This window comes from Bacillus mycoides, from assembly GCF_001757995.1.
Classification (GTDB): Bacteria; Bacillota; Bacilli; order Bacillales; family Bacillaceae_G; genus Bacillus_A; species Bacillus_A mycoides_B.
Window position 1 is genome coordinate 26,110 of sequence record NZ_LXLV01000037.1, and the last position, 22,662, is coordinate 48,771.

Here is a 22,662-nt window from a genome sequence, read left to right on the forward strand (position 1 = left end):
GTTCTTTTTTATCGACACGCTACTCACCATTAATACTTGCTTAGAATTGTATAGATTTAAATTTTTTCCACATATACATAATTATCTTACATATGAAAGGGGAACGTTTCTTGAAGAAAGTTTTATTTTTCGGAGACCCAGGTATTGATGATTCATTTGCAATTATGTACGGATTACTACATCCTGAAATTGAAATTGTTGGTATCGTAACTGGATATGGAAATGTTGAACATATACATGCCGCTCATAATGCAGCTTATATTTTACAGTTAGCAAACAGACAAGATATTCCTGTAATTAGTGGGGCAACAAAGCCACTTACAAATGAAATTACAACGTATTACCCTGAAATTCATGGACCAGAAGGATTAGGACCCATACATGTACCGGAAAGTGTGTTGTCTATTCCGATATACAATTTTGGTAGTATTGCTGCGATTCTTGTAAAGAATGGAGAAGATTTAACAATTGTCGATGTAGGAAGATCTACCTCGTTAGCAATTGCTTTTAATTTATGGAGCGACTTGATGTTAAATGTAAAAGGAATTTATTTTATGGGTGGTGTCTTTTTAGAAGCAGGGAATGTTACTCCATTAGCAGAGGCGAACGTGTACGGAGATCCTATAGCAAGTCAAATTGTATTTCAGCAAGCTAAAAATATAACGTTATTCCCTTTAAATGTAACAAATAAAACAGTTTTAACCCCAAATGTATTTACTTATATTTTAGCTAATACAAAAAATTCATTTAAGCCGATTATGAAACCCCTGTATGATTATTATTTATCAGCACACCAAAAACTCAATCCATCTATTGAAGGGCCATTATTACACGATGTACTTGCTATTAGTGGCTTGGTGAATCCTACATTTTTAAATTATACATCCCGAAAAGTGACCGTGGATATATGCGGTGAAACGAAGGGACAAACTTTTGCTGATTTTCGCCCACACTCTAAATCTGAAGGGGCACGTATAGCGTTACAATTGGATGAGGAAAAATTTATCCAGGATTTTATGGAAATCATGTTATAGGTTGATGTCGAAAAAGGGAATTATTTCACACCGTTGAATATAAAAGATAAATTCTCTTTTTAAAGGAGCTTAAAATAGTGAACGTCCAATTAAAAATTGTTACGAGAGAAAATTGGGAAGACGTATTAAAGTTACAAGTTAAAGAAAATCAAATACACTTTGTTCCGGCAGTGGCAGTATCACTTGCTAAAGTATACATAAAACCAGATGGTGCAAATGTCGAATATATTCCATTCGCTATATATAATGGCGATCTTATAGTTGGTTTTATTATGCACGCTTTTGTACGAGAATCAACAGATATGTATTGGATTAACGGATTTATCATTGATGAAAAAGAGCAAGGAAAAGGATATGGAAAATCCGCATTAAAGGAAATCATTAAATTAATAAAAAATAACTTTAAAGAGTGTGAGGAAATTAGATTAACTGTCCATAAAGATAATATTTCAGCAAAGAAACTATATGAATGTTATGGTTTTAAACCATTAGGAAATGTATATGACGGTGAGGAAATATATCGCTTATTGTTGTTGAAATAAAGATGTACTGTTTTGAATAAAGTTATATCGTGTATTTATAGTAAAAAGGAAAAGAACATCTAGAATTGAAAGATCGAGTAAGGAACTGCTTATCCGCAATAAGTTGTTCCGTTAAAGGACCTTATTGCGGATAAGTGATTTTGCTAAATCATATAAATTATTGCAAAGCGAATTCACACAATTATTTAAACATTTTATTATAAAACAGTATTTATATATACTTAAACTATCATTAATAAAAACATCAATGGAGGAACTAATATGAAAGAGAGCAATAAAAAAGAGTTGTCACTAGAGCAATGTGAAGAATTACTACAAACATTGAAAGATCGTTTTGAGAATAATATGAACCGCCATACAGGTCTAGAATGGGCTAATGTTCAAGAGAAGCTAGATGCTAATACTGAAAAGTTGTGGTCGCTCAACGAAATGGAACGAACTGGTGGCGAACCTGATGTTGTTGATTTTGATAAAGAAAAAGGCGAATACATTTTTTATGATTGTTCAGCAGAAAGTCCTAAAGGTCGTAGAAGTGTTTGTTACGATCTTGAAGCACTAGAATCAAGAAAGAAACATAAACCAGAAAATAACGCTATTGATATGGCAACTACCATGGGTATTGAACTATTAACGGAAGAAGAATATCGTGCGTTGCATAATCTTGAAAATTTCGATATGAAGACGTCAAGTTGGGTGCAAACACCTTCTGATATTAGAGAACTTGGCGGTGCCCTTTTTTGCGATTATCGCTTTGGGCATGTCTTTGTGTATCACAATGGAGCAGAATCCTACTATGCCGCAAGGGGGTTTCGTGGTTCGCTAAGGGTCTAAAATTTGTACAAACAGGTAAATTTGAATTTGAGAATGAAGTTACCTAGGGAAAAGTATTAATTTCATTCTTTAGCTATTAGCTTCAATTGTGGAGCCACATAGAAAGGGAATAATCAAACCTTTTTGTAAATGAATGAGTCAATTAAAAATATTAAGAGTATGTTTTGATAATTTTCTTCATAAACATACTCTTTTTTAGAATCATTTATCAAAATTATTAGTTTTAATTTTAAAAATGTTCTCTTGCAGTTATTAATGAAATTCACTCATATGAAACACCTATGATTTATATTATCCCGCTTTTAAATGGAAATTTTCGAGCAAGTATAAAGTGAATGATTAGGAGGAATACAAAATGAAAAGTAAATTCCATCATATTGTACGAGCTATCATGATAAAAGATGAAAAATTACTAGTTGCTGAATACATAGGACATCACTATTTTTTACCTGGTGGCCATGTTGAAATTGGGGAATCAGCAGAGACTGCACTAATAAGAGAGTTGCGAGAAGAACTTGGGGTAAATTGCAGTATAAAACAATTTTTAGGCGTCATAGAAAATCAATGGAAAACCAAAGAAATGCTCCACCATGAAATTAACCACATTTTTGAAATAGATTCAAATGAGTTAAAACCCGATTTCACTCCAATATCTAAAGAGTCCCATTTAGCATTTCACTGGATTGATTTTACTAAAGAAAATATATACTCCTATACAATAATGCCGACACCTTCAGTAAAAGAATTACTAGAAAGAAAATTAAGTGATGAACTATTAACTTGCTGGATTAGTAACTTTTAATCGTCTCTATTTATATTAATTACGTCCACTAAAAGAATATAAAGAAAATAGGCTCATAAACAAGGTACATCACCTAGTGTAAAGTCATATTTTGTTGATGTACGCATTTAGTCTATAGCCTTATTTCTACTTTATTTTTAAAAGTAAATAAACTTAAAGATATGGACGGAATTTACATTTGTGAATGGAGGGTTTCATAATGAATGAGTTTCAACAAGAACTACAATCATTAAACCTTAATGATTATCAACCTGGTAATGTTGTGTATTGGGATCAGCAACAAAATCAATATCCATATTATTACATCCAAGACGATGCACGTCGTTGTGGCGGATGCGGCGGACGTTGTGGTGGCTGTGGTGGTCGCTGTGGTGGTTGTGGCGGCGGACGTTGCGGTGGTTGTGTAGGTTGTGTTGGCTGTTTTGGTTGTTTCAGCTGTTCTAATTGCTGGAGCTGGTGGATTATTTAAGTACTACAGATCAATAATATTTCACATGAAAGAAAAGTGCAGATGCAAAGTTAAAATGTATTGAAACTTTTCTTTCTTTTCTTTCATGCTGTCATTTTTATATGTTTTAGGGGGATATTTATTTGTACAAATATGAAAAATTAATTTCATGGGTAGAAAATATTAAAGAGACAAATCAAAGTTCTGCGGCTGCACTTTGTATTATGAAAGATAATAAGATTGTACTAGAGCACTATAGTGGAAAGCATTCAAATACTCCTACTAGTAAAAAAGTAACCATATCTTCACAGTTCAATGTCGCTTCCGCAAGAAAAAGCTATTTAGGATTAATGGTAGCTTATGCAGTTTATGAGGGGAAAATAAAATCTCTTGATGATGAGGCAGTAAATTATTTTAAAAAACATGATCCTTCATTACTCGGTAAGACAACGATAAGACACTTAGTAACTCATTCACACGGTTTAAATGAAACCGATGATGGGACAGTTTTTCGTGAATTTGAGCCGGGACAAGCTTGGGCGTACAGAGATATTAATGTAAGAATGGTGACGCAGCTTATTTATCAGCTGTATAATAAGAGTTTTCCTGAATTATTAAAAGAGCGTGTATTCCTACCTGCCAACTTCAATGAAACTGGATGGAGAATAGAACATGATGAAAAATTGGTTAAAGTTGTTGTAAATCCAAATGAAGGCGCCATAAATAGTATTGGTACAGTAGATGACGGCTCCGAGAAAAATTTGTTTGTCTCTGCGAGAGAATTTGCATACTGGGGGAACCTGCATTTAAATAACGGGTTCTTAAATGGTAAACAAATTGTGCCAAAAGAAGTTATAGAACTTGCTACGAGCTTACAAAATCCAGCGTATAAAAATAAAGAACTACCTCAAAACGGGTTATTTTGGTTCGTTCAAAATGAACCAGCTTTACTTAGCGAACTTGGTGAGCGAGTTCCGAAAGGTTCCTATCAAATATTAGGAATTACAGGACCTACGATATTAGTCATTCCAGAATATAATGTCGTCGTTGCTAAAATGTACAATAAAAGATACAACTATGGTGGGGATAATTATTTATATTATTTACGTGAATTTAGCAATTTAGTCGCTGATACATTTAGTAGCAGTAAAAATAATATGGTTAGGGCATAACTACTCCTATAATAAAAAGGAGTGAACTTTAATGAAAAATGAAGTGAATAAAAATAAAAAGCAAAATATAAAGGATGTAAACACAGAACAAAACGCGATTTATAGCGATCCGAAAGATGCAGCTAATATGCAAACTGTACCCCAGCCGAAAGACTTCGAGGAAATTGAATATTAATTTTCTCTCGGACTTATTTATGAAAGAAAAATACGTCTTAAGTCTCATCACTTTCAGCAAATTATTTGATAACATATGTACATAAGCATTTGAAAATGTCTTATCTTAACAAAGCTTTCTTTAAATACATCTGTATATAACCTACAAAGAGGCACTTCTTGATGAAGTGTCTTTTTGTGTAAACTAACTTAATTTCCATTTTCCGTACGGTATCGTGCAATTTATCATGGATATACTAATTGTGAAAATTCATGTCATGATAAAAGAAGGGGACAGTTAGTATGAAACAATCATCTATAAATCCGTTGCTAATTGTTCTAGGTACAATCATTGTTCAAATTGGCCTAGGAACAATTTACACATGGAGTTTATTTAATCAACCCCTTGTAAGTAAGTTTGGATGGAACCTCAATTCAGTCGCGATCACTTTCTCAATTACGAGTTTTTCTTTATCATTCTCAACTCTATTTGCAGGAAAGCTACAACAAAAATTTGGACTCCGTAAACTTATCGCTACTGCAGGAATTGTTTTAGGACTCGGTTTAATACTTAGTTCACAAGTTTCCTCATTACCATTACTTTATTTATTAGCTGGTGTTGTCGTTGGATATGCTGATGGAACAGCATATATTACCTCACTATCTAATTTAATTAAATGGTTTCCAAACCGTAAAGGGCTTATTTCTGGTATATCTGTTTCAGCATATGGAATGGGAAGCTTAATCTTTAGATATATAAACGGAAATCTTATCAACAGTCTTGGGGTATCACAAGCATTTTTATATTGGGGTATTATTGTCTTACTTTTAGTGCTGATAGGATCATTCTTCTTACGTGAAGCAATTGTAAGTAACACTGTAACTGAAACATTACACAATGATTATACGCCGCGTGAAATGATGAAAACGAAACAAGTATATCTCTTATTTTTCATGTTATTCACATCATGTATGGGCGGACTATATTTAATCGGTATGGTAAAAGACATTGGGGTGCAGCTCGTTGGTCTTAGTGCAGCGACTGCCGCAAATGCCGTCGCAATGATCGCAATCTTTAATACAATAGGTAGAATTATTCTTGGAACGTTATCAGATAAAATAGGCCGATTAAAAATCGTTTCTGCAACGTTTATTATTATTGGATTATCCGTCTTTACTTTAAGTTTCATTCCACTAAATTACGGTATTTATTTTGCTTGTGTAGCAAGTGTTGCTTTTTGCTTTGGTGGCAACATCACTATATTCCCAGCAATTGTTGGAGACTTCTTCGGATTAAAAAATCATAGTACAAATTACGGGATTGTTTACCAAGGTTTCGGATTTGGTGCACTTGCAGGATCATTCATTGGAGCACTACTTGGCGGATTTCAACCAACCTTCATTACAATCGGTGTTCTATGTGTAATATCTTTCGTTATCTCTATAGTAATCCGCCCTCCAAATGCAGAAAAGGAGAAGGAATTAAAATCGTTAAATCGAAAAATAGCTTAATGCTAAGAAAGAGTCCTTATGCTAGGGCTCTTTTTCTTTAAACATAATGTATAAACAATGGATGACATTCAAAAAATCTAATTTTGTCCCTGTACTTACTACATAACTAACATTAAAGAAGATAGGAAATTCCGATTATTAAATTGAATAAATAACATAAAGGAGCGTGATAGTTAAAATGAAAATAGTAAAGCAATGGGTACAAGAAGATAGTGATTACATAAGAGAAAAAGTAATTGAATATAACCAAAAACAACTTTCAAATGAAGAAAAAACACTTTCAGAAAAGATTAGTTTTATAGTGAAAAATGAAAAAGAAGAAATAGTAGGAGGGATAACGGCAATAACATTCTGGCATCATTTACATATCGATTTTCTATGGGTTTCTGAAGAATGTAGACACGAAGGCTACGGTAACAAATTAATGGAACTCATTGAAGAATTTGCAATTGAAAAAGAATGTAGGCTAATCAACGTAGATACTTTTAGTTTCCAAGCCCCTAATTTTTATAAGAAGCATGGATATAAAGTGATAGGCGTAAGTGAAGATCATCCTAAAGGACATAATCATTACTATTTAGAAAAAAGATTGTAAAAAGCGTATTGAATTAATGGTTGCTATTGTTTGATATTCTTTAAACGAATCGATTATTTTAACATATAGAGGGCGTATTTTGATTGATTTTTTCAAAACACGTTCTTTTTCTTTTGTGAGTTTATGAATAGAAATTCATTTCCTTTTGTGAATAAAATACAATTTAATGATAGAATAAAACAAAGACAGAAAATTCTTATCATTCAAAGGGGTTACATATGAAAAAAGTAAATGTTACATACGCGCTTCTATATGATGAAACACATGAAAAGCTATTAATGGTTAAAAACAAAGGGGAAAATGGTTCTTATTACACTTTACCAGGTGGAGCAGTTAAATTCGGTGAAACGTTAGAAGAGGCAGCAATTCGTGAAGTGAAAGAAGAAACAGGGCTAGATATATCCGTAAAAGGAATTTGTTCCATTAGTGAAGCCTTTTTTGAGGAGAGAGGACATCATGCAATCTTCTTTAATTTTTCAGGAGAAATAATAGGAGGAGAAATATATATATCGCGTCCAAAAGAGATTGAAGAGATTACCTGGATGGAATTACATATAGCAGAGCCTTATTTACGTATACCAGAACACTTAAAAGGTGTTTTACAAAAGAAAGAAACAGTTCCTTATATTTTTAATGGAACTATTATTCATCAATCTTCATAAAGATAGTATTTCATTTAAGGCGGGGGAAAAATGGAGTTTATTGTTAATCACAGACAATTTACACAAGCTCTTTCAGAAGTAAGTAAAGCTATCTCAACAAAAACTTTAATTCCTATATTATCCGGAATAAAAATAACAGCAGATCAATCTGGAATTACTTTAATCGCAAGCAATTCGAATATTTTCATTGAAAAATTTATACCTAGTTCAATTGAAAACGAACAAATTGCAACTATTTTAAAAGCAGGGAGTATTGTTGTACCGGCAAAGTATTTCATTGAAATTATTAAGAAAATGCCAAGTGAGATTTTAATAAAAAGTATGAATGAGCAGTTGATTACAATTCAATCTGATGAAATTACATTAAACTTAAATGGATTCTCGGCGAATGAGTTTCCTCATGTACCATTTATAGATGAACATGCAGAAATACAAGTAGAGACGGAACGATTGATTGAAGTATTTAAACAAACTGCCTTTGCAGCTGCTAAAAATGAATCTAGACCAGTTCTTACTGGTGTAAATTTCGTTTTTGATCATAATAAGTTAATTTGCGCTGCGACTGATTCACATAGACTAGCTTTACAAGAAATATTAATTTCATCTCATGCGAAAGCAAATTGCATTGTACCAAGTTCCACTATTAGTGAACTACTAAAATTAATGAACAAGACTTCAAATTTAGTATACATATATCTTTCAGAGAGTCACATTATTTTTAAATTCGGTACAATCACGTTGTATTCAAGGCTTATTGAAGGGAAATATCCTAATATATCCGGCCTAATTCCAAATGAATCCCAAACAGTTATTAATATAGATAGAAAAAAGATTTTACAAGGTGTAGATCGTTCAAGTTTATTAGCTAGTGAATGGGCAAACAACAACGTTAACTTAGAAATCATCGACGAATTCACAATACAAATCTCTTCCAACGCTTCTCAAATTGGTGAAATATCCGAGACACAACAAATAGATGCTATTCACGGTGAAAAGCAATTAAATATATCTTTCGATGGACGATATATGGTCGATACTTTAAAAGCAATAAAAGAAGATAGAGTTACTTTAAGTTTTGGTGGTTCCATGAGACCGATATTAATTGAAGCAGGTGAACAATCTGCAGCAGTATATTTAATATCACCTGTTAGAACTTATTGAGAACAAAGTGATGCTGAGACTGTTCCTTCTTTTATAGAATGAGCCAGTCGCAAAACATCCTCTGGTCAAAATCCTTCAAGGCAATTTCAGCAATTGAACGAAATCGGAATGGATACTATTTTTGAAGAAAAGGTTTCTGGGTAGTAGAGGGTTTACGAAGTGTTGTTCGTTAACAAGATGCTATATGTGACATACCCGAAAATCCGATTTCACATTTTCCTATACTGTGACTTTTCTGTGTTATCATGAACTGTGACAAGGTGTTTTTTGTTTGAAAGGAATTTCTAACAGAATAATTATGAAGATGATCAAATAATAAATTTTTACACATAAGGAGATAAAACTATGGCAAAAAACAAATTACTAAGAATGGACAATGTCGGCATCGTTGTAGAATCCCTTGATGACGCAATCTCTTTCTTCGAGGAAATTGGCTTGAACCTCGAAGGGCGAACCACTGTCGAAGGTGAATGGTCCGGTCGCGTAACTGGATTGGGTTCTCAGTGCGTAGAGATTGCTGTGATGGTTACCCCAGATGGCCACAGCCGAATTGAACTTTCGCGATTTCTCACCCCACCTACTATAGCAGATCACCGGACTGCTCCTGTAAACGCCCTCGGTTATCTACGCGTCATGTTCACCGTTGAAGACATTGACGAAATGGTATCCAGACTTACTAAGTATGGTGCTCAGCTCGTTGGCGAAGTGGTTCAGTACGAGGACTCGTATCGGCTCTGCTACATTCGTGGAACCGAAGGACTTCTAATCGGTTTGGCGGAACAACTCGGTAACAAATAAGTAAGTGATGTTTTATAAAAAAGCCCCCAATATCCCATCTGCTATTTTAGATTCAAACAATATGGAAGACCCTACAGGATATTGGACAAAAGAAAAAATGTAAAATGCAATTCCAGTAGATAAAACAGAGAATTTTAATAGATGAGTCATAAATGAATAAAAAGCGAACCATCAATATTAAATCGGTTCGCTTTTTATTATAATTATACTTCTCGCCACCAAGCTGACGTAGGATATTCTCTAGATTTTAACGTAATAGCTTCACCAATTTGTGGCATTGCAATATTAACCCCTAAACGATTTGCTTCTTTTGTAACTCGCTCAATTGGATCACTCCATTCATGTAATGCTAACGTAAAAGCACCCCAATGAATAGGAACAAGCAATTCTCCTTTAACGTCAATATGAGCTTGTACTGTTTCTTCTGGCAACATATGAATTGCAGACCATCTCGTATCGTATTGCCCGCATTCCATTAAAGTAAGATCGAATGGACCATATTTATTACCAATCTCCTTAAAGTGCGGAGCATAGCCACTATCACCGCTAAAGAAAACTTTCGTTTCTTGACCAAGAATAAGCCATGAACACCATAAAGAACGATCTTTATCTGTCATACTTCGTCCAGAGAAATGCCTTGCAGGAGCGCAAACTAACTTAATATTATCAAACGTAATTTCATCCCACCAATTATGCTCACTAATTTTATTAGGTGAAACACCCCATTTAATAAGATAACGCGCAACTCCAGTCGGAACATAAAAATGCTTTGCATGATCTTTTAACTGCATAATACTTTTATAATTTAAATGGTCATAGTGATTATGAGAAATAATAATCGCATCAATTTCTTGAAGATCTTCACGTTCTAAAGAAAAAGCACCACTATATCGTTTACTATTAAAAACAGGAAACGGGGAAGAGGCGTCGCCAAACATAGGATCTAATAACAGCTTTTTACCTTCTATTTTTAAAAGAGAAGCAGAATGACCAAACCATGTAATACTCTCTAAAGACTCATTATCTTTATTCGATAAAGCAATAGGTAAATTCTTTATAGGACGCAGTTTTGTTTTCATTTTAAAGTAATCAGTCATTAAACCGATAACATCTTTTGGTTTAAAACTTACATCAGTATGAATTTGATTTATATATTTCTTTTTCATTAGTTCTCCTTTTTACGTTTAACAATATACGTATGTTGTTATTCTAGCTGTTATTAGTGTAAACTATATTATTTTACCTTTCATCTTTAATGCAGTACATTTCATAAATTCTTCAAATTTATTATTTATATATAAAATAGAATTCATTTAGCAGCAGCTAAAACTAATATTATGTATTTGTAAATTGTTTTGTTTAAGTAAATTCTTTTTCATAAACAACAAAGAACGTATGTTTCGCTATATGTTATAGAAGCAGGTAGGTAACTAATTATCCAAAGGAAAGAGAGTCTATAAATGCTTGAAGAAAGAAAAAAGAAGTCAAAATGTAAACTATCAAAATCTGAAATGATTTAGCTTTATACAGAAGGGAAGAGCACCTCAGAAATAGCTGTACTTGCCAATGTGTCTGCTAGGTATATATGCATGTTTTTAACAGACAATAACGTTCCAAGACGAGCAAGAGGTAGTTGGAAGAGAAAGTATGCCATAAAAGAAGATTATTTTAAAACTTGGTCAAATAACATGGCTTATATTTTAGGATTTATAACAGCAGACGGTGTTATACCAAAAGAAAATCAATGTGTCAGTATAAGTAATAACTAAAAATAAAATTCTAGATAACCTTAGTATAGGTATTAACATAGCCATACTAAGGTTTTTAATTTGAGAGTATTAAAGGGTACTTATTTTTATTTATAGAACATAGTAAATACATAGATTTTACAATTAACTTATTTAAAAAGGAGGGATGTAATGATGGTTGCTAATAATACTCCAGAGAAAATACTACAAACAGCTTAGGAGACTAAAATGATTTCATCTGGAGATAATTCTCCAACTATAAAAATAAGTGAAACAAATCTTCAATATTTACTTGTTATGCTTCATCTTAGAATTGAATCAAATACTATAAAGACAGTACTAAATTGGACTAATGAAGAATTTGAAAAGCACATTTATTTATTAGAATTAGAAGGCTTATTGAAAAGGACAGGAGAAGGCTACTATCCGACGTGTATGGTTATAACAGCCTATGAAGGGAACAAATTGTATAACCTATGTAAGCCTCTAATTAAGCCTACACTTAAAATGATTGAGAAGTATTCTAATCAAATTGATATTATTTCTAAAAGAATTGAAACATCTAATCATTTACCTAAAGAATCGTATAGTCTATTACTTTATAGTGGTGTGTTACTAGATTTTGGACAAATAACTAATATTGAAGAAAACTATTTAGGAACGGAACGACCTTTGAGAAATGAGAAAAGATATAATTATGCGATCCAAGAACAGGAACAAACAGACATAGAGGCATTCGGGATGTATGGTAATACGTATTTATATTTAGGAGAAGTTCAAATTGGCCTTTATAGAAACACACGATATACAACTTTGAATTTAATAACTGCGAATAAGGAAATACTTGAAGAACATTTTCACGATGCTATTACTGATATTAATTACGCGAAAAAGCAATTAGTAAAAAATTTTGTAGCAGCAGATACTCAATGGAAATAACCTATGAAGAATTTTTTATATGGTGGTATCACTTTTTCTATACAAAAGTAACTGATGAATTAATAAAACAAGACGTAATTAAACGCAGCTCTCAAGGGAATCAAACATATATAACTCTTTAAACTGTATGTATAGAATTTAACTTCACATTGTAGCAGGAGGATACGTGTATGACTGTTATATGCTTAGTTAGGCACGGGGAAACTGAGTGGAATGCTATTGGAAAGCTCCAAGGTCGCGAGAACATTAAGCTAAATAAAAATGGTAAACAACAAGCATCTATTACCATCAAGAACAATGGAAAATAAGTGAATACAACAAAATAGATCATTTGTGAACAGATAATAGTTCAAAAATAAATTAAAATTAAAATATAAAGAAAATACGATAAAAAAAGGAGAGAAGTACATTGCAAAAGAAATTTATCAATCCGGAAACTTTGCCAGCAACTTTTGGTTACTCACATGTAGTCGAAGTTAGTAACGCTAAACGGACAATTTACATATCTGGACAAGTAGCGCTTAATACTGATGGTCATATAGTTGGGATTGGAGATTTAAGTACACAAACGCGCCAAGTATTTGAAAATATTAAAGTAGCATTAGAAGCTTCAGAATTAAATTTTAATGATGTAGTAAAATTAACATTTTTCTTGACGGACATTTCTCAAATGGCCATTGTTAGAGATATTCGAGATCAATACATCAACACAAACAATCCACCAGCAAGTTCAGCTGTAGAAGTTAACAAATTGATTAACGATAAATTATTAATCGAAATCGAAGCAATCGCTGTAGCAAACTAATTTTAAAAAAACTTATTCTTAATCATATCAACGCAATTTGTTCACTTTAAATGAATTGCGTTTTTTATTAACTAAAATATAAAGTATACACGGAAATATTCTTATCAATAACACAACATGAACAACTTAAAACAACAAATAACCACACAATCTATAACAGATTATTAACCCAATTAAAAAGGGGAGTCTAACAACTACAACTAACATATAATAAGTTTATTACTTTTTACTAGTTAACATAATATATATTATACAAAGTTGTATAGAGTAAGTGTTCATCTGTATCAAAAACCAAGTAAACTATACTTAATGAGACGAAACGGAGATTTTTAATGAGATTTATACTAAATCAAACTTAAATGATTTTTTACGTTTTTATCACTAAATTTATATTTAATCCGTTTATAGCAAATCCGAACTTAAAATTCATGAATCGTTCTATTTACAAACACAAAAAAATTTTACGTAACGATACATTTAAAATAAAAATTTAAAATCGATTAAAGTGTTTTTATTACTAATGAATTTTCCACTGATTAATTTATCATTTTTAGCTACATATATGATTTGCTACATGTTACATTATTTTTATTTATTTCATATCATCGCTTGACTTTTATTATGATTGCTATCTTTCAATTTAGTTAACATAATTAAATATTATTAAAACAAAAATCACCCTAACTGTTAGGATGATTTTTTAGCACTTAAACATATATAGACCAATAAATTGAGTCCTTTCCCTATTTAAACATAAGTAATGCTCTAAATTGTTATTTTAATAGCAATCCCAATTGTAAATAACATTGGAAAAATCTAGATTTAACAAATCTTCCTTACGTATAAAGAAATTAGCAACACCAGAATCTCCCCACATAATATTTAATGCATCATCCGTGTCGATTTGTAGCAATAATATATCATGCTGTTGGTATTTTTCTTCCCATTCCCTCGGATCTGTCTGTGTGAAAAATGGATAACCGCCAATTTTATGCCCTTGATCTTCGCATAGATCATCATACAGTTCGCCTAATTCTGTTTTATTTTCTTCATCAACAATTTCTTCCCAATCAATGTTTTCATTAAAAATCTTTTCAAATCGATAATCTCTTGATGTTACTGGTTGATAATCGACTTCAAACTTTAGTTTAGCTGCTTCAGGTATGATAAAATGCTCTAAATCTAAAGTGTTTAAATAACTAAAATCAGTAATAACCTTAGTTAAATCTTCCGTTATTGTAGAATGATAAATAATTCGAAAGTCTTTTTGGCTTGTTGGATAATCAAAATCTATTCCAAAAAGTTCATCATCAGCACTTACGAAAAATTGTAACAGTCCGTTTTGAGGCATGGACTCAATATACGGCATTTCTTCAAAGTTTAACTGCGCAAGTAGCATCATTGGTTGTCCATTTGAGTCTTTAGGATGTTCTTGATTTATAGGTACATACGGATACCCGCCAAACTTACTTTCAAAAAGAGTTGTTTCTGCTTGCGTTCCAGGCACTTTTATATACGGTTTTACACTTTCTTCTAAAATACTCCGATATTGCTCTAGTTCTTTTGGTATTTTAAGCTGATACGTATTCTTCATTTCGCCTGCCTCCCTTTAAAGATAAATAATAAATGTCTATCTCAATTATATTGCAAAAGATGGTTTCATTAAAAAAAACTAAAAATCCGTTTTCACCCTCATTTTTTGCGCACTTGGCGGACAAAGTAAATTATGTTCTGAAACCTTTTTATTAATAATTTGAATTAAATTTGCTGCTTCTGCGGTATTTGTTGTTTCTTTTAGAGTTTCTTTTAAAATATCAATTTCTTTTGAAAGTTCAATCCACCTCGGTAAAACATGATTATTCTTCAAAGTTCTATACAGTTGCTTTTCAGGATTGTACGAAAGTTCTTTATCAAGATTAAGAGGTTTCCCTTTACCAGGTAAATCATTAAAAGCGCCTTTCTTTTCTGCTTGCTTTATGATTGAGCTAATATGGTCTTCATAAGTGAACGACCAAACTTTTTCATCTTTAACTAAAATTTCTTGTTTTTTAAGTTTTTTATCTAGTTCATCTTGATTCATAGATTCATTCCCCTTTTCATTTTATTTTTATAGTGTTGTTTTCGAATATTTTAATGCTCTCAATCCATCCGGTAGCTTTTTACGCCACCAAATGCCATCGTGACGATCTTTAAACTCTTCACAAATGGTTTTGTATCTTTTTTCTTTTAAAGCTTTATAGAGACGTCTATTTGCCGTTAAAAGAGGTTCATTTTCAAGTTTTCCTGATTTCGTATGAATATGAAGATGAAATGTATACTGGTTAGCCGATGTAATAAGAACTTCTTGAAGGTGTGAAGTGCGAGAATAATCATGTGGTGTATAAAGATGAATCTTACGTGTATTATTTGAAATTGAACTATAGAAAGAATATGTTTAAAATTCGCTGTAAAGTCATAGTTATTTAATTTTGATATGAAGAATATTAGAGCCTTGCTACATTTTATTTGTAATAAGGCTCTTTAAAGTTATTTAATTCTTATTGAATTAACGCATCCTTTTAGATCAGTTATTTATTAGGAAAATTATCAATTGCTTGAATAGCTTGTTCCAACGCTTTTATTCTTCTTTCTAAAAGCGTTCTTTGAGGACTTCCAGCCTTTGACTTATCATACGCCCTCTCAATTGACGGAAGCAAACCAGTAAGAACATTACAAGCTTCTGCTACATCTTGCTGGGTATAATTATGGGTTCTTTGATTCCAAACGTTTTCTAGCATTGCTAAGCCGATGCAAACAGCTTTCAGTCGTTTCTTTACTAAAGTAGTATTTGCACCTTTTTGAATCATCTGTGACAAAGCATTTTCTAGCTTATTGATTGTTGATTGTAAAGATTTTATTGATTCTAATTTATCTACATTTGACACGTTTTCCATGTTAGTGCTATCCCTTCTTCGTTTCTAAATTATTTTGCTTGATACTTGATGAAATCGATAAGAACCTGATTTCACTCGGAATATTTTAACATAAATAACTAACAATATTTGAAAGGATTTCTCAAGAATCCGGCACAATTGTTAAGCACAAGTTAACTAAACTGCCTGATAGTCCAATAAGAATTAAAAAACTTTTATGTCACTTAACATTTACATGATGAATAATGATTTAAAGGAAAACGGCTACTAAGCTTATCCTCCCTTCCTTACATCATTCTATATGTACTTCTTTCTTCTCATTAGAATTCCTATATAAACAAGTTGTTAATATTGTATATTTTATGAACAAAAAAACGCACAAGTAATGTATAACCTGTACGTTTTCACTTTTATTCAGTAAGGTAATAAAGTAATAGTTTCCGGGCCTTCTCATAATTCATAAAATCTCTATACAAAATTGGATACTTCACAATTTCTGTTTCTAGAAAACGATATTGCGGAAACCATTCAAAAAACGATTTTCTCAGCCAGTGTATTTGTTGAAATGAAATTTTCTTTTCGTTTTTATTAAGTACCCTACTCAAAGTTGCTGCGGTATGCATCCAATAATAATTTAAATCGGCATTTATACAGTCATCTTCTGTAAATTTATTTTTAAAGTCTCGCTGCAATTTTCGTGTATCACAATTCGGAAATGGTTTATATAGAGGACTATGCATTTTCAGCAATTCATTAAAAATAATCTTTTTTCCTAATATCAACGTTCCCCCCCTTTATTTCTCCATCCAATTCAATAAATTTTCATAATGATTATGAGCATCCTTATACCCAAGATTATATAAATTAACGAGCTTTTCTTTATTTCTCTCTATACCGCTTATAGGAAGCTGTGCGCTTGGCTGAATTACATAAAAATTATCTTTTTGTTCGTTGTGATTCATATAAGATACAGTTTCATTATAAAAACGATAATGTTCTACTAAAAGTTCTGCGATTTTCGGATATCTTCTATATAAAATTTTAGACAGTCCAGAAAATTTATTCCGTTGCTTCTCGTATCCTTCTGGCTTTGTCATTATAACAACGTTTTTTAAATAACCATCATTTTGTGCTTTAAAAACTGGAATAGGATCTATAATCCCTCCATCTAACAATTTTCGATTATCATATTCTACAGCAGGTGCTATAAACGGCACAGAGCTTGATGCACGAATAATTTTTAAAATATCATTTCCATGTTCTGTTTTATTATAATAAACTGCCTGTCCTAATTCGCAATCAGTCGTTCCGATTACAAACTGTTCATTTGAATTTAGGAAAGTTTGAAAATCAAACGGTACAATTTTGTTGGGTACTTCATCAAATAAAAAATCCATTCCAAATAATTCACGTTTTCGAAATAAGTTTCGATAAGATATATACCTGTGATCTGCTACTAGCTCTGTATTTACTTTCTTATTTCTTCCTTTTTGACGTGACAAATATGTTGCTCCCATACACGCTCCCGCGGATACACCGACTACATACGGAAAGAATAAGTTCCTTTCCATAAAATATTCGAGTACTCCTGCAGTATATAACCCTTTCATTCCGCCGCCTTCTAATACTAAACCGATATTCTTCATGCTCAATCCCTCTACTTCTGTTTTCTTAATTACATGTTAGCACAAGATTTTAGGATGAGGTTATATAAAATAGTTGCAATAATAACAAAAAACTATTGAAGCAATGTCATAATCTATTAGTCATTCGCATGGTACAATATAAGAAACTCATTCCACATATTATAAAGGAGGAATTTCATATGGGTTTATTTAGTGGTATTTTAGGAAATGCATCAAGTGCGAGTACAGAAAGCGTTGAACGTGATTTAGAAAAGATTATGCTAGATGATGAGAAAGTTGAGCATGCTTATAAATTAATTCGTGACTTAATCGTATTTACAAATCGCCGTCTTATTTTAGTAGACAAACAAGGAGTAACTGGTAAAAAAACAGAATACCATTCTATCCCTTATAAAAGTATTACACAATTTAGTATTGAAACAGCTGGGCATTTTGATTTAGATGCAGAGCTTAAAATATGGGTGTCTAGTTTGAGCGAGCCAATTACGAAAGAATTTAAAGGCGATGATAGCATTTTAAGTATTCAAAAAGCGTTAGTAACATATACGACAAAATAGTTCATTTTTGTATATTTATTCGCATTAGAAATTACTAATCCGAACTTTTTGGAAGAATATACATTGAATTTGTATATTTAATCTAAAATGATAAAAAAAGGAAAAGCATTTAAAATGTGCTTTACCTTTCTTTTTTATAATAAATTAAAGTTGCTTTATCATTTAATTTATTTTTAAATTCCGCTCTTATATATCCCATCTTTTCGTATAGAAAACAATTTCGTTCTTCCTCTAAAATTGTAGCAAGCTCCCAAGTCGTTATTTCCGGAAACATCTCCTCGATTAAAATTAATACTTTTTGAGCAATTCCGTTCCCTTGATAGTCTGGAATAATAAACATCGGGCTGATCCAAAATTTAGATACCTCTTCTTTACGGGATATACATATCGCTCCGACAAGATTTGTATTTACGGAAATTTTATAAAATCCACCGTCCGGATTATTTATTCTTGAAACTGTTCTTTCAATGGGTTCACTTGCTGGATTTGTTTCATAGTCCTTATACTTTTCTAATAATGAGCTAAATGATTCGATTTGCATTTGAAATATAACTTCTGCATCGATCGCTGTAGCCTTCTCTAATGTTACCAATTTAAACGCTCTCTTAAAGAAGTAATATGAGCTGTATGATGACGACCGTGCCATGCATATAGTCCAATTGCAGCAGCAAGTTTTGTTTCTCCTGATTCAGGATGATTAAATGTCTTTTCTAAATCTGCTGGTTCTAAAGAATATAATAAGTTAACCCATCTTTTATGTAATGAATCTAGCATTACAAGTGAAACATCTACTGGTAATTTTGAGTCAGGTAGCTCTGCCCATTTTTCTTCTTTGTACGGTTTAATAGTTGGATTCTTTTCTGTCAGTGCTAATTTAAAGCGTATGTAGCTATTCATATGACTATCAACAACATGATGAACAACTTGACGAACAGTCCATCCACCAACGCGATACGGTGTATCTAACTGCTTCTGATCTAAATCTTTTATCGCTCTTGCTAATTCATTAGGTAAATCCTCAATTTCTTGAATCCATTTATCAATTATTTCTTCTGTAATAGTGCCTACATAAGTAAATTTGCCTATTGGATAACGTAAATCCTTCATGTACATGTCCCCCTATTATTTTTAACCCTTAGTAGTCCTCCAAATATAATGTACGAAATTTACGTTTTCCCCGTTTAAATCTACAGTAGTTGTATCCGCTTCCTTTTCACGAGAAAATCCGCTCTTTTCTAATACAATTTGTGAAGCTATGTTATTTGTTGTTGTCTTAGCATGTATTTCATTAATTTCATAGACTCTTGCTTGAGCCAAAATCAATTTTACAGATGCTGCTGCAACGCCTTTTTTAGTAAACTTCTCTCCAACTCGGTAGCCTAACGACCCAATTCGTTTTTCCTTATCTAAATCAACTAAATTTATACGTCCTACAATTTCTTTTTCTGTATTACGTATGAGATGAAAATAAGAAATCCCCTCAGTTTGTTCTTTTAATAGTTCGTCAAGTTGCTTTTGAAAGTGTTCATACACGTAATACTTAGAGCCACGACTTGGTACCATTGTTTCAAAAAATGATTTGTTCGTGAGTTCAAAATTAAATAAATCTTCAGCGTCTTGATTCTTTAATTGTTCTATGTATATTTCCATCCCGTTTACCCCTTCTTGATTTACTAACTGTTATATATTCTTTTTTAAACAATAATTTTCCTGCTATTTCTTTCGTCTAAGTAATACAGTAAGTAATAAACTAGGATGAAAAAGATGAAATGGACTACGAATTAAGTTCATAACTCTAACTAACCGAATATAAATATCAGAATCACTTGCAGAAAGTTGATATATTTGTTTCGTATACCATTGCTGAAATTTTTGTTTCGTAGTTAATTCTTTCTGTAACTTAGGATGACGTGCTATCTCCGTTGTGGTCATTTCCCAAGGTGTTTTGATAATCATAGCAGTCTTCCTATAAAACTCTCGAGTTAATGTTTTATCAAGCCTTTTTCTCCCTTGAAGAATTAATTGCAATTGGTGAGCTTCCATAGCTGCAACTGAAACACCTTGTCCGAAAACTGGATCAAAACGACAATACGCATCTCCAACTACTAACAATCCTTCAGGTAAATTATTAACTAGATCAAATCGCCTGCGTACTTGATATGGAATTTTGTACGTTTTTATATCGGTAATCGCCTCAGCTTTGTTTAGAAACTCTGTAACATTAGGGATTGATAGGTTTTCAGCAAAATCATAAAATTCATCATCTGTTTGCGGTGCTTTTTCATTTGCATATCCACTAAAAGTAACAAAGTAACGATCATCTTCAATCGTTTGAATTAGAACACCATAAGGATTTTCAGGAAAACTTGGAGACATAAGCATATTACAACAGTCTAATATCTCTTTTTCTTTGAGCCTAAACATTCTAGTTGCGTAAAACAAATCAATTCTTACTTTCTCTTCTTGTACTTCGAAATTGTATTCTTGTAACCAATCTATACTTTTCGAACCAAATCCACTTGCATCAACAACAAGATCTGCATGAAATTCTTCTTTCATTCCTGTTTTCAAACATTTAGCTTTTATTCCATAGACTTTATTAAGTTTGTTATCTACTAGTAATCCTTCAACCAACATTTCATACTTCGTAGTAACATTTGAAACTTGTTCAATTCGTTTTTGAATATGCGATTCTAACAGAAGACGACTTTGTTGAATCATATTTATTTCGCCTTTGAAAGGCTGCTTCCATAGGCCGAACTGATGCCATTTTAAATCGCGAGTAAAGTTATTTACGATGCTACCTGCTTCAATTAATTCATTAGTAATGTTAGGAAACAACTCCTCAAGTGCTTCTTCGCCGCCTTTTAATAACACATGCGGATGATTACTTTGCGGAACTCTTTTTCGCGGACCTTTCCCATCCCATCTTTCTCCTGCTTCTAAAATGAGTACTTCTTCAAAAGTATTTGATAAAGCCTTTGCGGCGAGTTTTCCTGCGATACTTCCACCAATAACAATAGCCTTAGTAAACATTTTTTCCCCCTTAATGAAAAGAGATCCTGTCGTGTATGAGTCGTGTATGAATGGAACAGGATCTTAACTAATAATCCCTTGATAATTATATTTAAAAAACCTTTGTGAATTGCAACATTAAAATTAAAATACCTAATCCCCATACGTAATACGCGAATACTTTTAAAGAATGACGTTTTAAATATTGAATCATCCATGAAACTGCTATGTAACCAAAGAACGCTGCTGATAATGTTCCGACAATTAATGATGTACTAGAAATAGATTCTGCTTTCCCTTGAAAAACATCTGCAAATTGCAAGATGATAGCTCCGACAATAGCTGGTGTTGATAATAAAAATGAAAAATACGCCGCCGTTTCGCGGTCTAACTTTCTCCATAATGCAGCGACAATTGTCATTCCAGAACGAGAAATTGCTGGAAATATAGCTACTGCTTGAAATGAACCAATTATGAATGCATCTTTATATGTAATATCATTCATTTTTTTACGACCGTTCTTTTGTTTATCGGCCATATAAAGAAATAAGCCCGTCACTAAAAACTCCCAACCTATTGTTATACCTGTTTTTGAAATATCTTCAAAAAAGTCTTTAAATAGTAAGCCAATTACGACAGCAGGTACCGTCCCAACGATAAGTAATAGCATAAGCTTTGAAAATGGATTTTTTATTAAATAAATAAATTCTTTTCTATAATAAATAAACACTGCAAGCAAAGTTCCGATATGCAGCATCGTATCTAAAAACAAACCTGCCTCATCTAACTGAAAAATATGCCTCCCTAAATATAGATGCCCTGTACTACTTATAGGTAAAAACTCTGTCAGTCCTTGAATAATTCCTAAAATAAAAGCTTCTAGCCAATTCATGATGATCTCCTTTCTCATTTGCTTGTACCAATATATGATGCTTTAATTTTTGTTATGAAAGAAAATATATTTCTCCTGGGGATTTACTTTAACCTTTATTTTGAAGTTATGGATTGCAATGTCGATGGATATATATGTAAAAATAAAGGAGGGTTTATATGGAGAAACACACAAAATTAGGAAACATATTACTTTGGATTGGACCAATTCTTGTGTTCTTAGGCTTATGTATGACAAATGTAATTACAGACATACCTTTCTTTGAAGGAAAGCATAAAACTCTTGGAATTATTATGTTATTTATAGGGGTACTTTGTTTAATTGCCGCTCATCACTTTAAAATAAGAAAAAATTCTGCCGATTAAATAATATATTCCCTTATAAGGAGGAACAAATGCGAGGAAAATCATTACGGACAAAAATTACAAACCTATATAA

The 22,662-nt window shown here is 32.2% G+C and carries 25 protein-coding genes and 5 pseudogenes; 19 read left to right on the plus strand and 11 right to left on the minus strand.

The features are described 5' to 3' along the window. The first annotated feature begins 110 nt into the window (after positions 1–110). From BWGOE10_RS14740 to BWGOE10_RS14790, 13 genes and pseudogenes are all read left to right on the plus strand, one after another. Complete coding sequence (locus BWGOE10_RS14740) at positions 111–1,034, plus strand: nucleoside hydrolase (RefSeq protein ID WP_070143135.1); 924 nt, start codon at positions 111–113, stop codon at positions 1,032–1,034. 77 nt (positions 1,035–1,111) lie between these two features. Continuing rightward, complete coding sequence (locus tag BWGOE10_RS14745) at positions 1,112–1,576, plus strand: GNAT family N-acetyltransferase (RefSeq protein WP_070143133.1); 465 nt, start codon at positions 1,112–1,114, stop codon at positions 1,574–1,576. 261 nt (positions 1,577–1,837) lie between these two features. Further along, entirely contained in the window at positions 1,838–2,407 is a 570-nt protein-coding gene (locus BWGOE10_RS14750; RefSeq protein WP_070143131.1) for a DUF4256 domain-containing protein, read from the plus strand. Positions 2,408–2,762: 355 nt separating this feature from the next. Further along, complete coding sequence (locus BWGOE10_RS14755; protein WP_070143129.1) at positions 2,763–3,209, plus strand: NUDIX domain-containing protein; 447 nt, start codon at positions 2,763–2,765, stop codon at positions 3,207–3,209. Between the two features lie 199 nt (positions 3,210–3,408). Next, entirely contained in the window at positions 3,409–3,678 is a 270-nt protein-coding gene (locus BWGOE10_RS14760) for a heterocycloanthracin/sonorensin family bacteriocin (RefSeq protein ID WP_070143127.1), read from the plus strand. A gap of 122 nt (positions 3,679–3,800) precedes the next feature. Then, positions 3,801–4,829: a serine hydrolase domain-containing protein gene (locus tag BWGOE10_RS14765; RefSeq protein ID WP_070143125.1), complete on the plus strand. Its 1,029-nt coding sequence runs from the start codon at positions 3,801–3,803 to the stop codon at positions 4,827–4,829. Positions 4,830–4,860: 31 nt separating this feature from the next. Then, on the plus strand, positions 4,861–5,004 hold the full coding sequence (locus tag BWGOE10_RS32895) for a hypothetical protein (RefSeq protein WP_002013225.1): 144 nt from the start codon (positions 4,861–4,863) through the stop codon (positions 5,002–5,004). Between the two features lie 281 nt (positions 5,005–5,285). Further along, complete coding sequence (locus BWGOE10_RS14770; RefSeq protein WP_070143123.1) at positions 5,286–6,494, plus strand: OFA family MFS transporter; 1,209 nt, start codon at positions 5,286–5,288, stop codon at positions 6,492–6,494. Between the two features lie 178 nt (positions 6,495–6,672). Beyond that, entirely contained in the window at positions 6,673–7,089 is a 417-nt protein-coding gene (locus BWGOE10_RS14775) for a GNAT family N-acetyltransferase (RefSeq protein WP_070143121.1), read from the plus strand. Between the two features lie 218 nt (positions 7,090–7,307). Continuing rightward, positions 7,308–7,751 carry an NUDIX hydrolase gene (locus BWGOE10_RS14780; protein ID WP_070143119.1) on the plus strand — a complete coding sequence of 148 codons (444 nt, stop codon included), beginning with the start codon at positions 7,308–7,310 and terminating at the stop codon, positions 7,749–7,751. 30 nt (positions 7,752–7,781) lie between these two features. Beyond that, on the plus strand, positions 7,782–8,912 hold the full coding sequence (gene dnaN, locus BWGOE10_RS14785; protein ID WP_070143117.1) for a DNA polymerase III subunit beta: 1,131 nt from the start codon (positions 7,782–7,784) through the stop codon (positions 8,910–8,912). A gap of 48 nt (positions 8,913–8,960) precedes the next feature. Continuing rightward, positions 8,961–9,053 (plus strand): annotated as a pseudogene (locus tag BWGOE10_RS30080) (recombinase family protein); the annotation flags it as partial. Positions 9,054–9,257: 204 nt separating this feature from the next. After that, positions 9,258–9,710, plus strand: a complete 453-nt coding sequence (locus BWGOE10_RS14790; protein WP_070143115.1) for a VOC family protein — start codon at positions 9,258–9,260, stop codon at positions 9,708–9,710. A 203-nt stretch (positions 9,711–9,913) separates the two neighbouring features. Here BWGOE10_RS14790 and BWGOE10_RS14795 read toward each other — a convergent pair whose 3' ends face one another. After that, positions 9,914–10,876, minus strand: coding sequence for an MBL fold metallo-hydrolase (locus BWGOE10_RS14795; RefSeq protein ID WP_070143113.1), 963 nt, complete (start codon positions 10,874–10,876; stop codon positions 9,914–9,916). A gap of 384 nt (positions 10,877–11,260) precedes the next feature. Between BWGOE10_RS14795 and BWGOE10_RS33440 the strand changes: the two are divergent. From BWGOE10_RS33440 to BWGOE10_RS14810, 4 genes and pseudogenes are all read left to right on the plus strand, one after another. Continuing rightward, positions 11,261–11,470 (plus strand): annotated as a pseudogene (locus BWGOE10_RS33440) (endonuclease); the annotation flags it as partial. A gap of 216 nt (positions 11,471–11,686) precedes the next feature. Beyond that, positions 11,687–12,519, plus strand: a pseudogene (locus BWGOE10_RS14805) (hypothetical protein). A gap of 48 nt (positions 12,520–12,567) precedes the next feature. Continuing rightward, positions 12,568–12,675, plus strand: a pseudogene (locus BWGOE10_RS30085) (histidine phosphatase family protein); the annotation flags it as partial. A 131-nt stretch (positions 12,676–12,806) separates the two neighbouring features. Continuing rightward, a complete protein-coding gene (locus BWGOE10_RS14810; RefSeq protein ID WP_070143111.1) occupies positions 12,807–13,202 on the plus strand; it encodes a RidA family protein in 396 nt (131 codons plus the stop codon). Positions 13,203–13,980: 778 nt separating this feature from the next. Here the strand turns inward: BWGOE10_RS14810 and BWGOE10_RS14815 are convergent. The 5 genes and pseudogenes from BWGOE10_RS14815 to BWGOE10_RS14835 all read right to left on the minus strand — a co-directional run bounded on the left by BWGOE10_RS14815 (position 13,981) and on the right by BWGOE10_RS14835 (position 17,760). After that, positions 13,981–14,796 carry a YwqG family protein gene (locus tag BWGOE10_RS14815; protein WP_070143109.1) on the minus strand — a complete coding sequence of 272 codons (816 nt, stop codon included), beginning with the start codon at positions 14,794–14,796 and terminating at the stop codon, positions 13,981–13,983. Between the two features lie 78 nt (positions 14,797–14,874). Next, a pseudogene (locus tag BWGOE10_RS33825) lies at positions 14,875–15,636 on the minus strand (DnaJ family domain-containing protein); the annotation flags it as partial. A gap of 133 nt (positions 15,637–15,769) precedes the next feature. Continuing rightward, a complete protein-coding gene (locus tag BWGOE10_RS14825; RefSeq protein ID WP_070143105.1) occupies positions 15,770–16,135 on the minus strand; it encodes a hypothetical protein in 366 nt (121 codons plus the stop codon). A 389-nt stretch (positions 16,136–16,524) separates the two neighbouring features. Next, positions 16,525–16,896, minus strand: a complete 372-nt coding sequence (locus BWGOE10_RS14830; RefSeq protein ID WP_070143103.1) for a YxiJ-like family protein — start codon at positions 16,894–16,896, stop codon at positions 16,525–16,527. Positions 16,897–16,908: 12 nt separating this feature from the next. Further along, complete coding sequence (locus BWGOE10_RS14835) at positions 16,909–17,760, minus strand: patatin family protein (protein WP_070143101.1); 852 nt, start codon at positions 17,758–17,760, stop codon at positions 16,909–16,911. A gap of 179 nt (positions 17,761–17,939) precedes the next feature. Here BWGOE10_RS14835 and BWGOE10_RS14840 point away from each other — a divergent pair, with 179 nt between their 5' ends. Continuing rightward, positions 17,940–18,317 carry a PH domain-containing protein gene (locus BWGOE10_RS14840; RefSeq protein ID WP_070143099.1) on the plus strand — a complete coding sequence of 126 codons (378 nt, stop codon included), beginning with the start codon at positions 17,940–17,942 and terminating at the stop codon, positions 18,315–18,317. A 121-nt stretch (positions 18,318–18,438) separates the two neighbouring features. Here the strand turns inward: BWGOE10_RS14840 and BWGOE10_RS14845 are convergent, their stop codons facing one another. From BWGOE10_RS14845 to BWGOE10_RS14865, 5 genes are all read right to left on the minus strand, one after another. Then, the gene (locus BWGOE10_RS14845; protein WP_070143097.1) at positions 18,439–18,963 is read right to left on the minus strand and encodes a GNAT family N-acetyltransferase; all 525 of its coding nucleotides are present in this window, start codon (positions 18,961–18,963) and stop codon (positions 18,439–18,441) included. After that, on the minus strand, positions 18,903–19,424 hold the full coding sequence (locus tag BWGOE10_RS14850; RefSeq protein WP_070143095.1) for a YfiT family bacillithiol transferase: 522 nt from the start codon (positions 19,422–19,424) through the stop codon (positions 18,903–18,905). Before BWGOE10_RS14850 ends, BWGOE10_RS14845 begins: the two co-directional genes overlap by 61 nt. Positions 19,425–19,445: 21 nt before the next feature. Further along, entirely contained in the window at positions 19,446–19,967 is a 522-nt protein-coding gene (locus BWGOE10_RS14855) for a GNAT family N-acetyltransferase (RefSeq protein WP_070143093.1), read from the minus strand. Between the two features lie 63 nt (positions 19,968–20,030). Continuing rightward, entirely contained in the window at positions 20,031–21,353 is a 1,323-nt protein-coding gene (locus BWGOE10_RS14860; protein ID WP_070143091.1) for an FAD-dependent oxidoreductase, read from the minus strand. 91 nt (positions 21,354–21,444) lie between these two features. Then, entirely contained in the window at positions 21,445–22,224 is a 780-nt protein-coding gene (locus BWGOE10_RS14865; protein ID WP_070143090.1) for an undecaprenyl-diphosphate phosphatase, read from the minus strand. A 158-nt stretch (positions 22,225–22,382) separates the two neighbouring features. On the opposite strand from BWGOE10_RS14865, the gene BWGOE10_RS14870 reads away from it, so the two are divergent. Continuing rightward, a complete protein-coding gene (locus tag BWGOE10_RS14870; RefSeq protein ID WP_070143089.1) occupies positions 22,383–22,589 on the plus strand; it encodes a hypothetical protein in 207 nt (68 codons plus the stop codon). Positions 22,590–22,662 lie beyond the last annotated feature (73 nt).

Coding starts and splice junctions, on each gene's coding strand:
- BWGOE10_RS14815 (WP_070143109.1), bottom strand. CDS start 14,796: ATGAAGAATACGTATCAGCTTAAAATACCAAAAGAACTAGAGCAATAT.
- dnaN (WP_070143117.1), top strand. CDS start 7,782: ATGGAGTTTATTGTTAATCACAGACAATTTACACAAGCTCTTTCAGAA.
- BWGOE10_RS14860 (WP_070143091.1), bottom strand. CDS start 21,353: ATGTTTACTAAGGCTATTGTTATTGGTGGAAGTATCGCAGGAAAACTC.
- BWGOE10_RS14770 (WP_070143123.1), top strand. CDS start 5,286: ATGAAACAATCATCTATAAATCCGTTGCTAATTGTTCTAGGTACAATC.
- BWGOE10_RS14790 (WP_070143115.1), top strand. CDS start 9,258: ATGGCAAAAAACAAATTACTAAGAATGGACAATGTCGGCATCGTTGTA.
- BWGOE10_RS14845 (WP_070143097.1), bottom strand. CDS start 18,963: ATGGCACGGTCGTCATCATACAGCTCATATTACTTCTTTAAGAGAGCG.
- BWGOE10_RS32895 (WP_002013225.1), top strand. CDS start 4,861: ATGAAAAATGAAGTGAATAAAAATAAAAAGCAAAATATAAAGGATGTA.
- BWGOE10_RS14870 (WP_070143089.1), top strand. CDS start 22,383: ATGGAGAAACACACAAAATTAGGAAACATATTACTTTGGATTGGACCA.
- BWGOE10_RS14865 (WP_070143090.1), bottom strand. CDS start 22,224: ATGAATTGGCTAGAAGCTTTTATTTTAGGAATTATTCAAGGACTGACA.
- BWGOE10_RS14755 (WP_070143129.1), top strand. CDS start 2,763: ATGAAAAGTAAATTCCATCATATTGTACGAGCTATCATGATAAAAGAT.
- BWGOE10_RS14795 (WP_070143113.1), bottom strand. CDS start 10,876: ATGAAAAAGAAATATATAAATCAAATTCATACTGATGTAAGTTTTAAA.
- BWGOE10_RS14825 (WP_070143105.1), bottom strand. CDS start 16,135: ATGGAAAACGTGTCAAATGTAGATAAATTAGAATCAATAAAATCTTTA.
- BWGOE10_RS14780 (WP_070143119.1), top strand. CDS start 7,308: ATGAAAAAAGTAAATGTTACATACGCGCTTCTATATGATGAAACACAT.
- BWGOE10_RS14775 (WP_070143121.1), top strand. CDS start 6,673: ATGAAAATAGTAAAGCAATGGGTACAAGAAGATAGTGATTACATAAGA.
- BWGOE10_RS14855 (WP_070143093.1), bottom strand. CDS start 19,967: ATGGAAATATACATAGAACAATTAAAGAATCAAGACGCTGAAGATTTA.
- BWGOE10_RS14835 (WP_070143101.1), bottom strand. CDS start 17,760: ATGAAGAATATCGGTTTAGTATTAGAAGGCGGCGGAATGAAAGGGTTA.
- BWGOE10_RS14750 (WP_070143131.1), top strand. CDS start 1,838: ATGAAAGAGAGCAATAAAAAAGAGTTGTCACTAGAGCAATGTGAAGAA.
- BWGOE10_RS14840 (WP_070143099.1), top strand. CDS start 17,940: ATGGGTTTATTTAGTGGTATTTTAGGAAATGCATCAAGTGCGAGTACA.
- BWGOE10_RS14850 (WP_070143095.1), bottom strand. CDS start 19,424: ATGAAGGATTTACGTTATCCAATAGGCAAATTTACTTATGTAGGCACT.
- BWGOE10_RS14760 (WP_070143127.1), top strand. CDS start 3,409: ATGAATGAGTTTCAACAAGAACTACAATCATTAAACCTTAATGATTAT.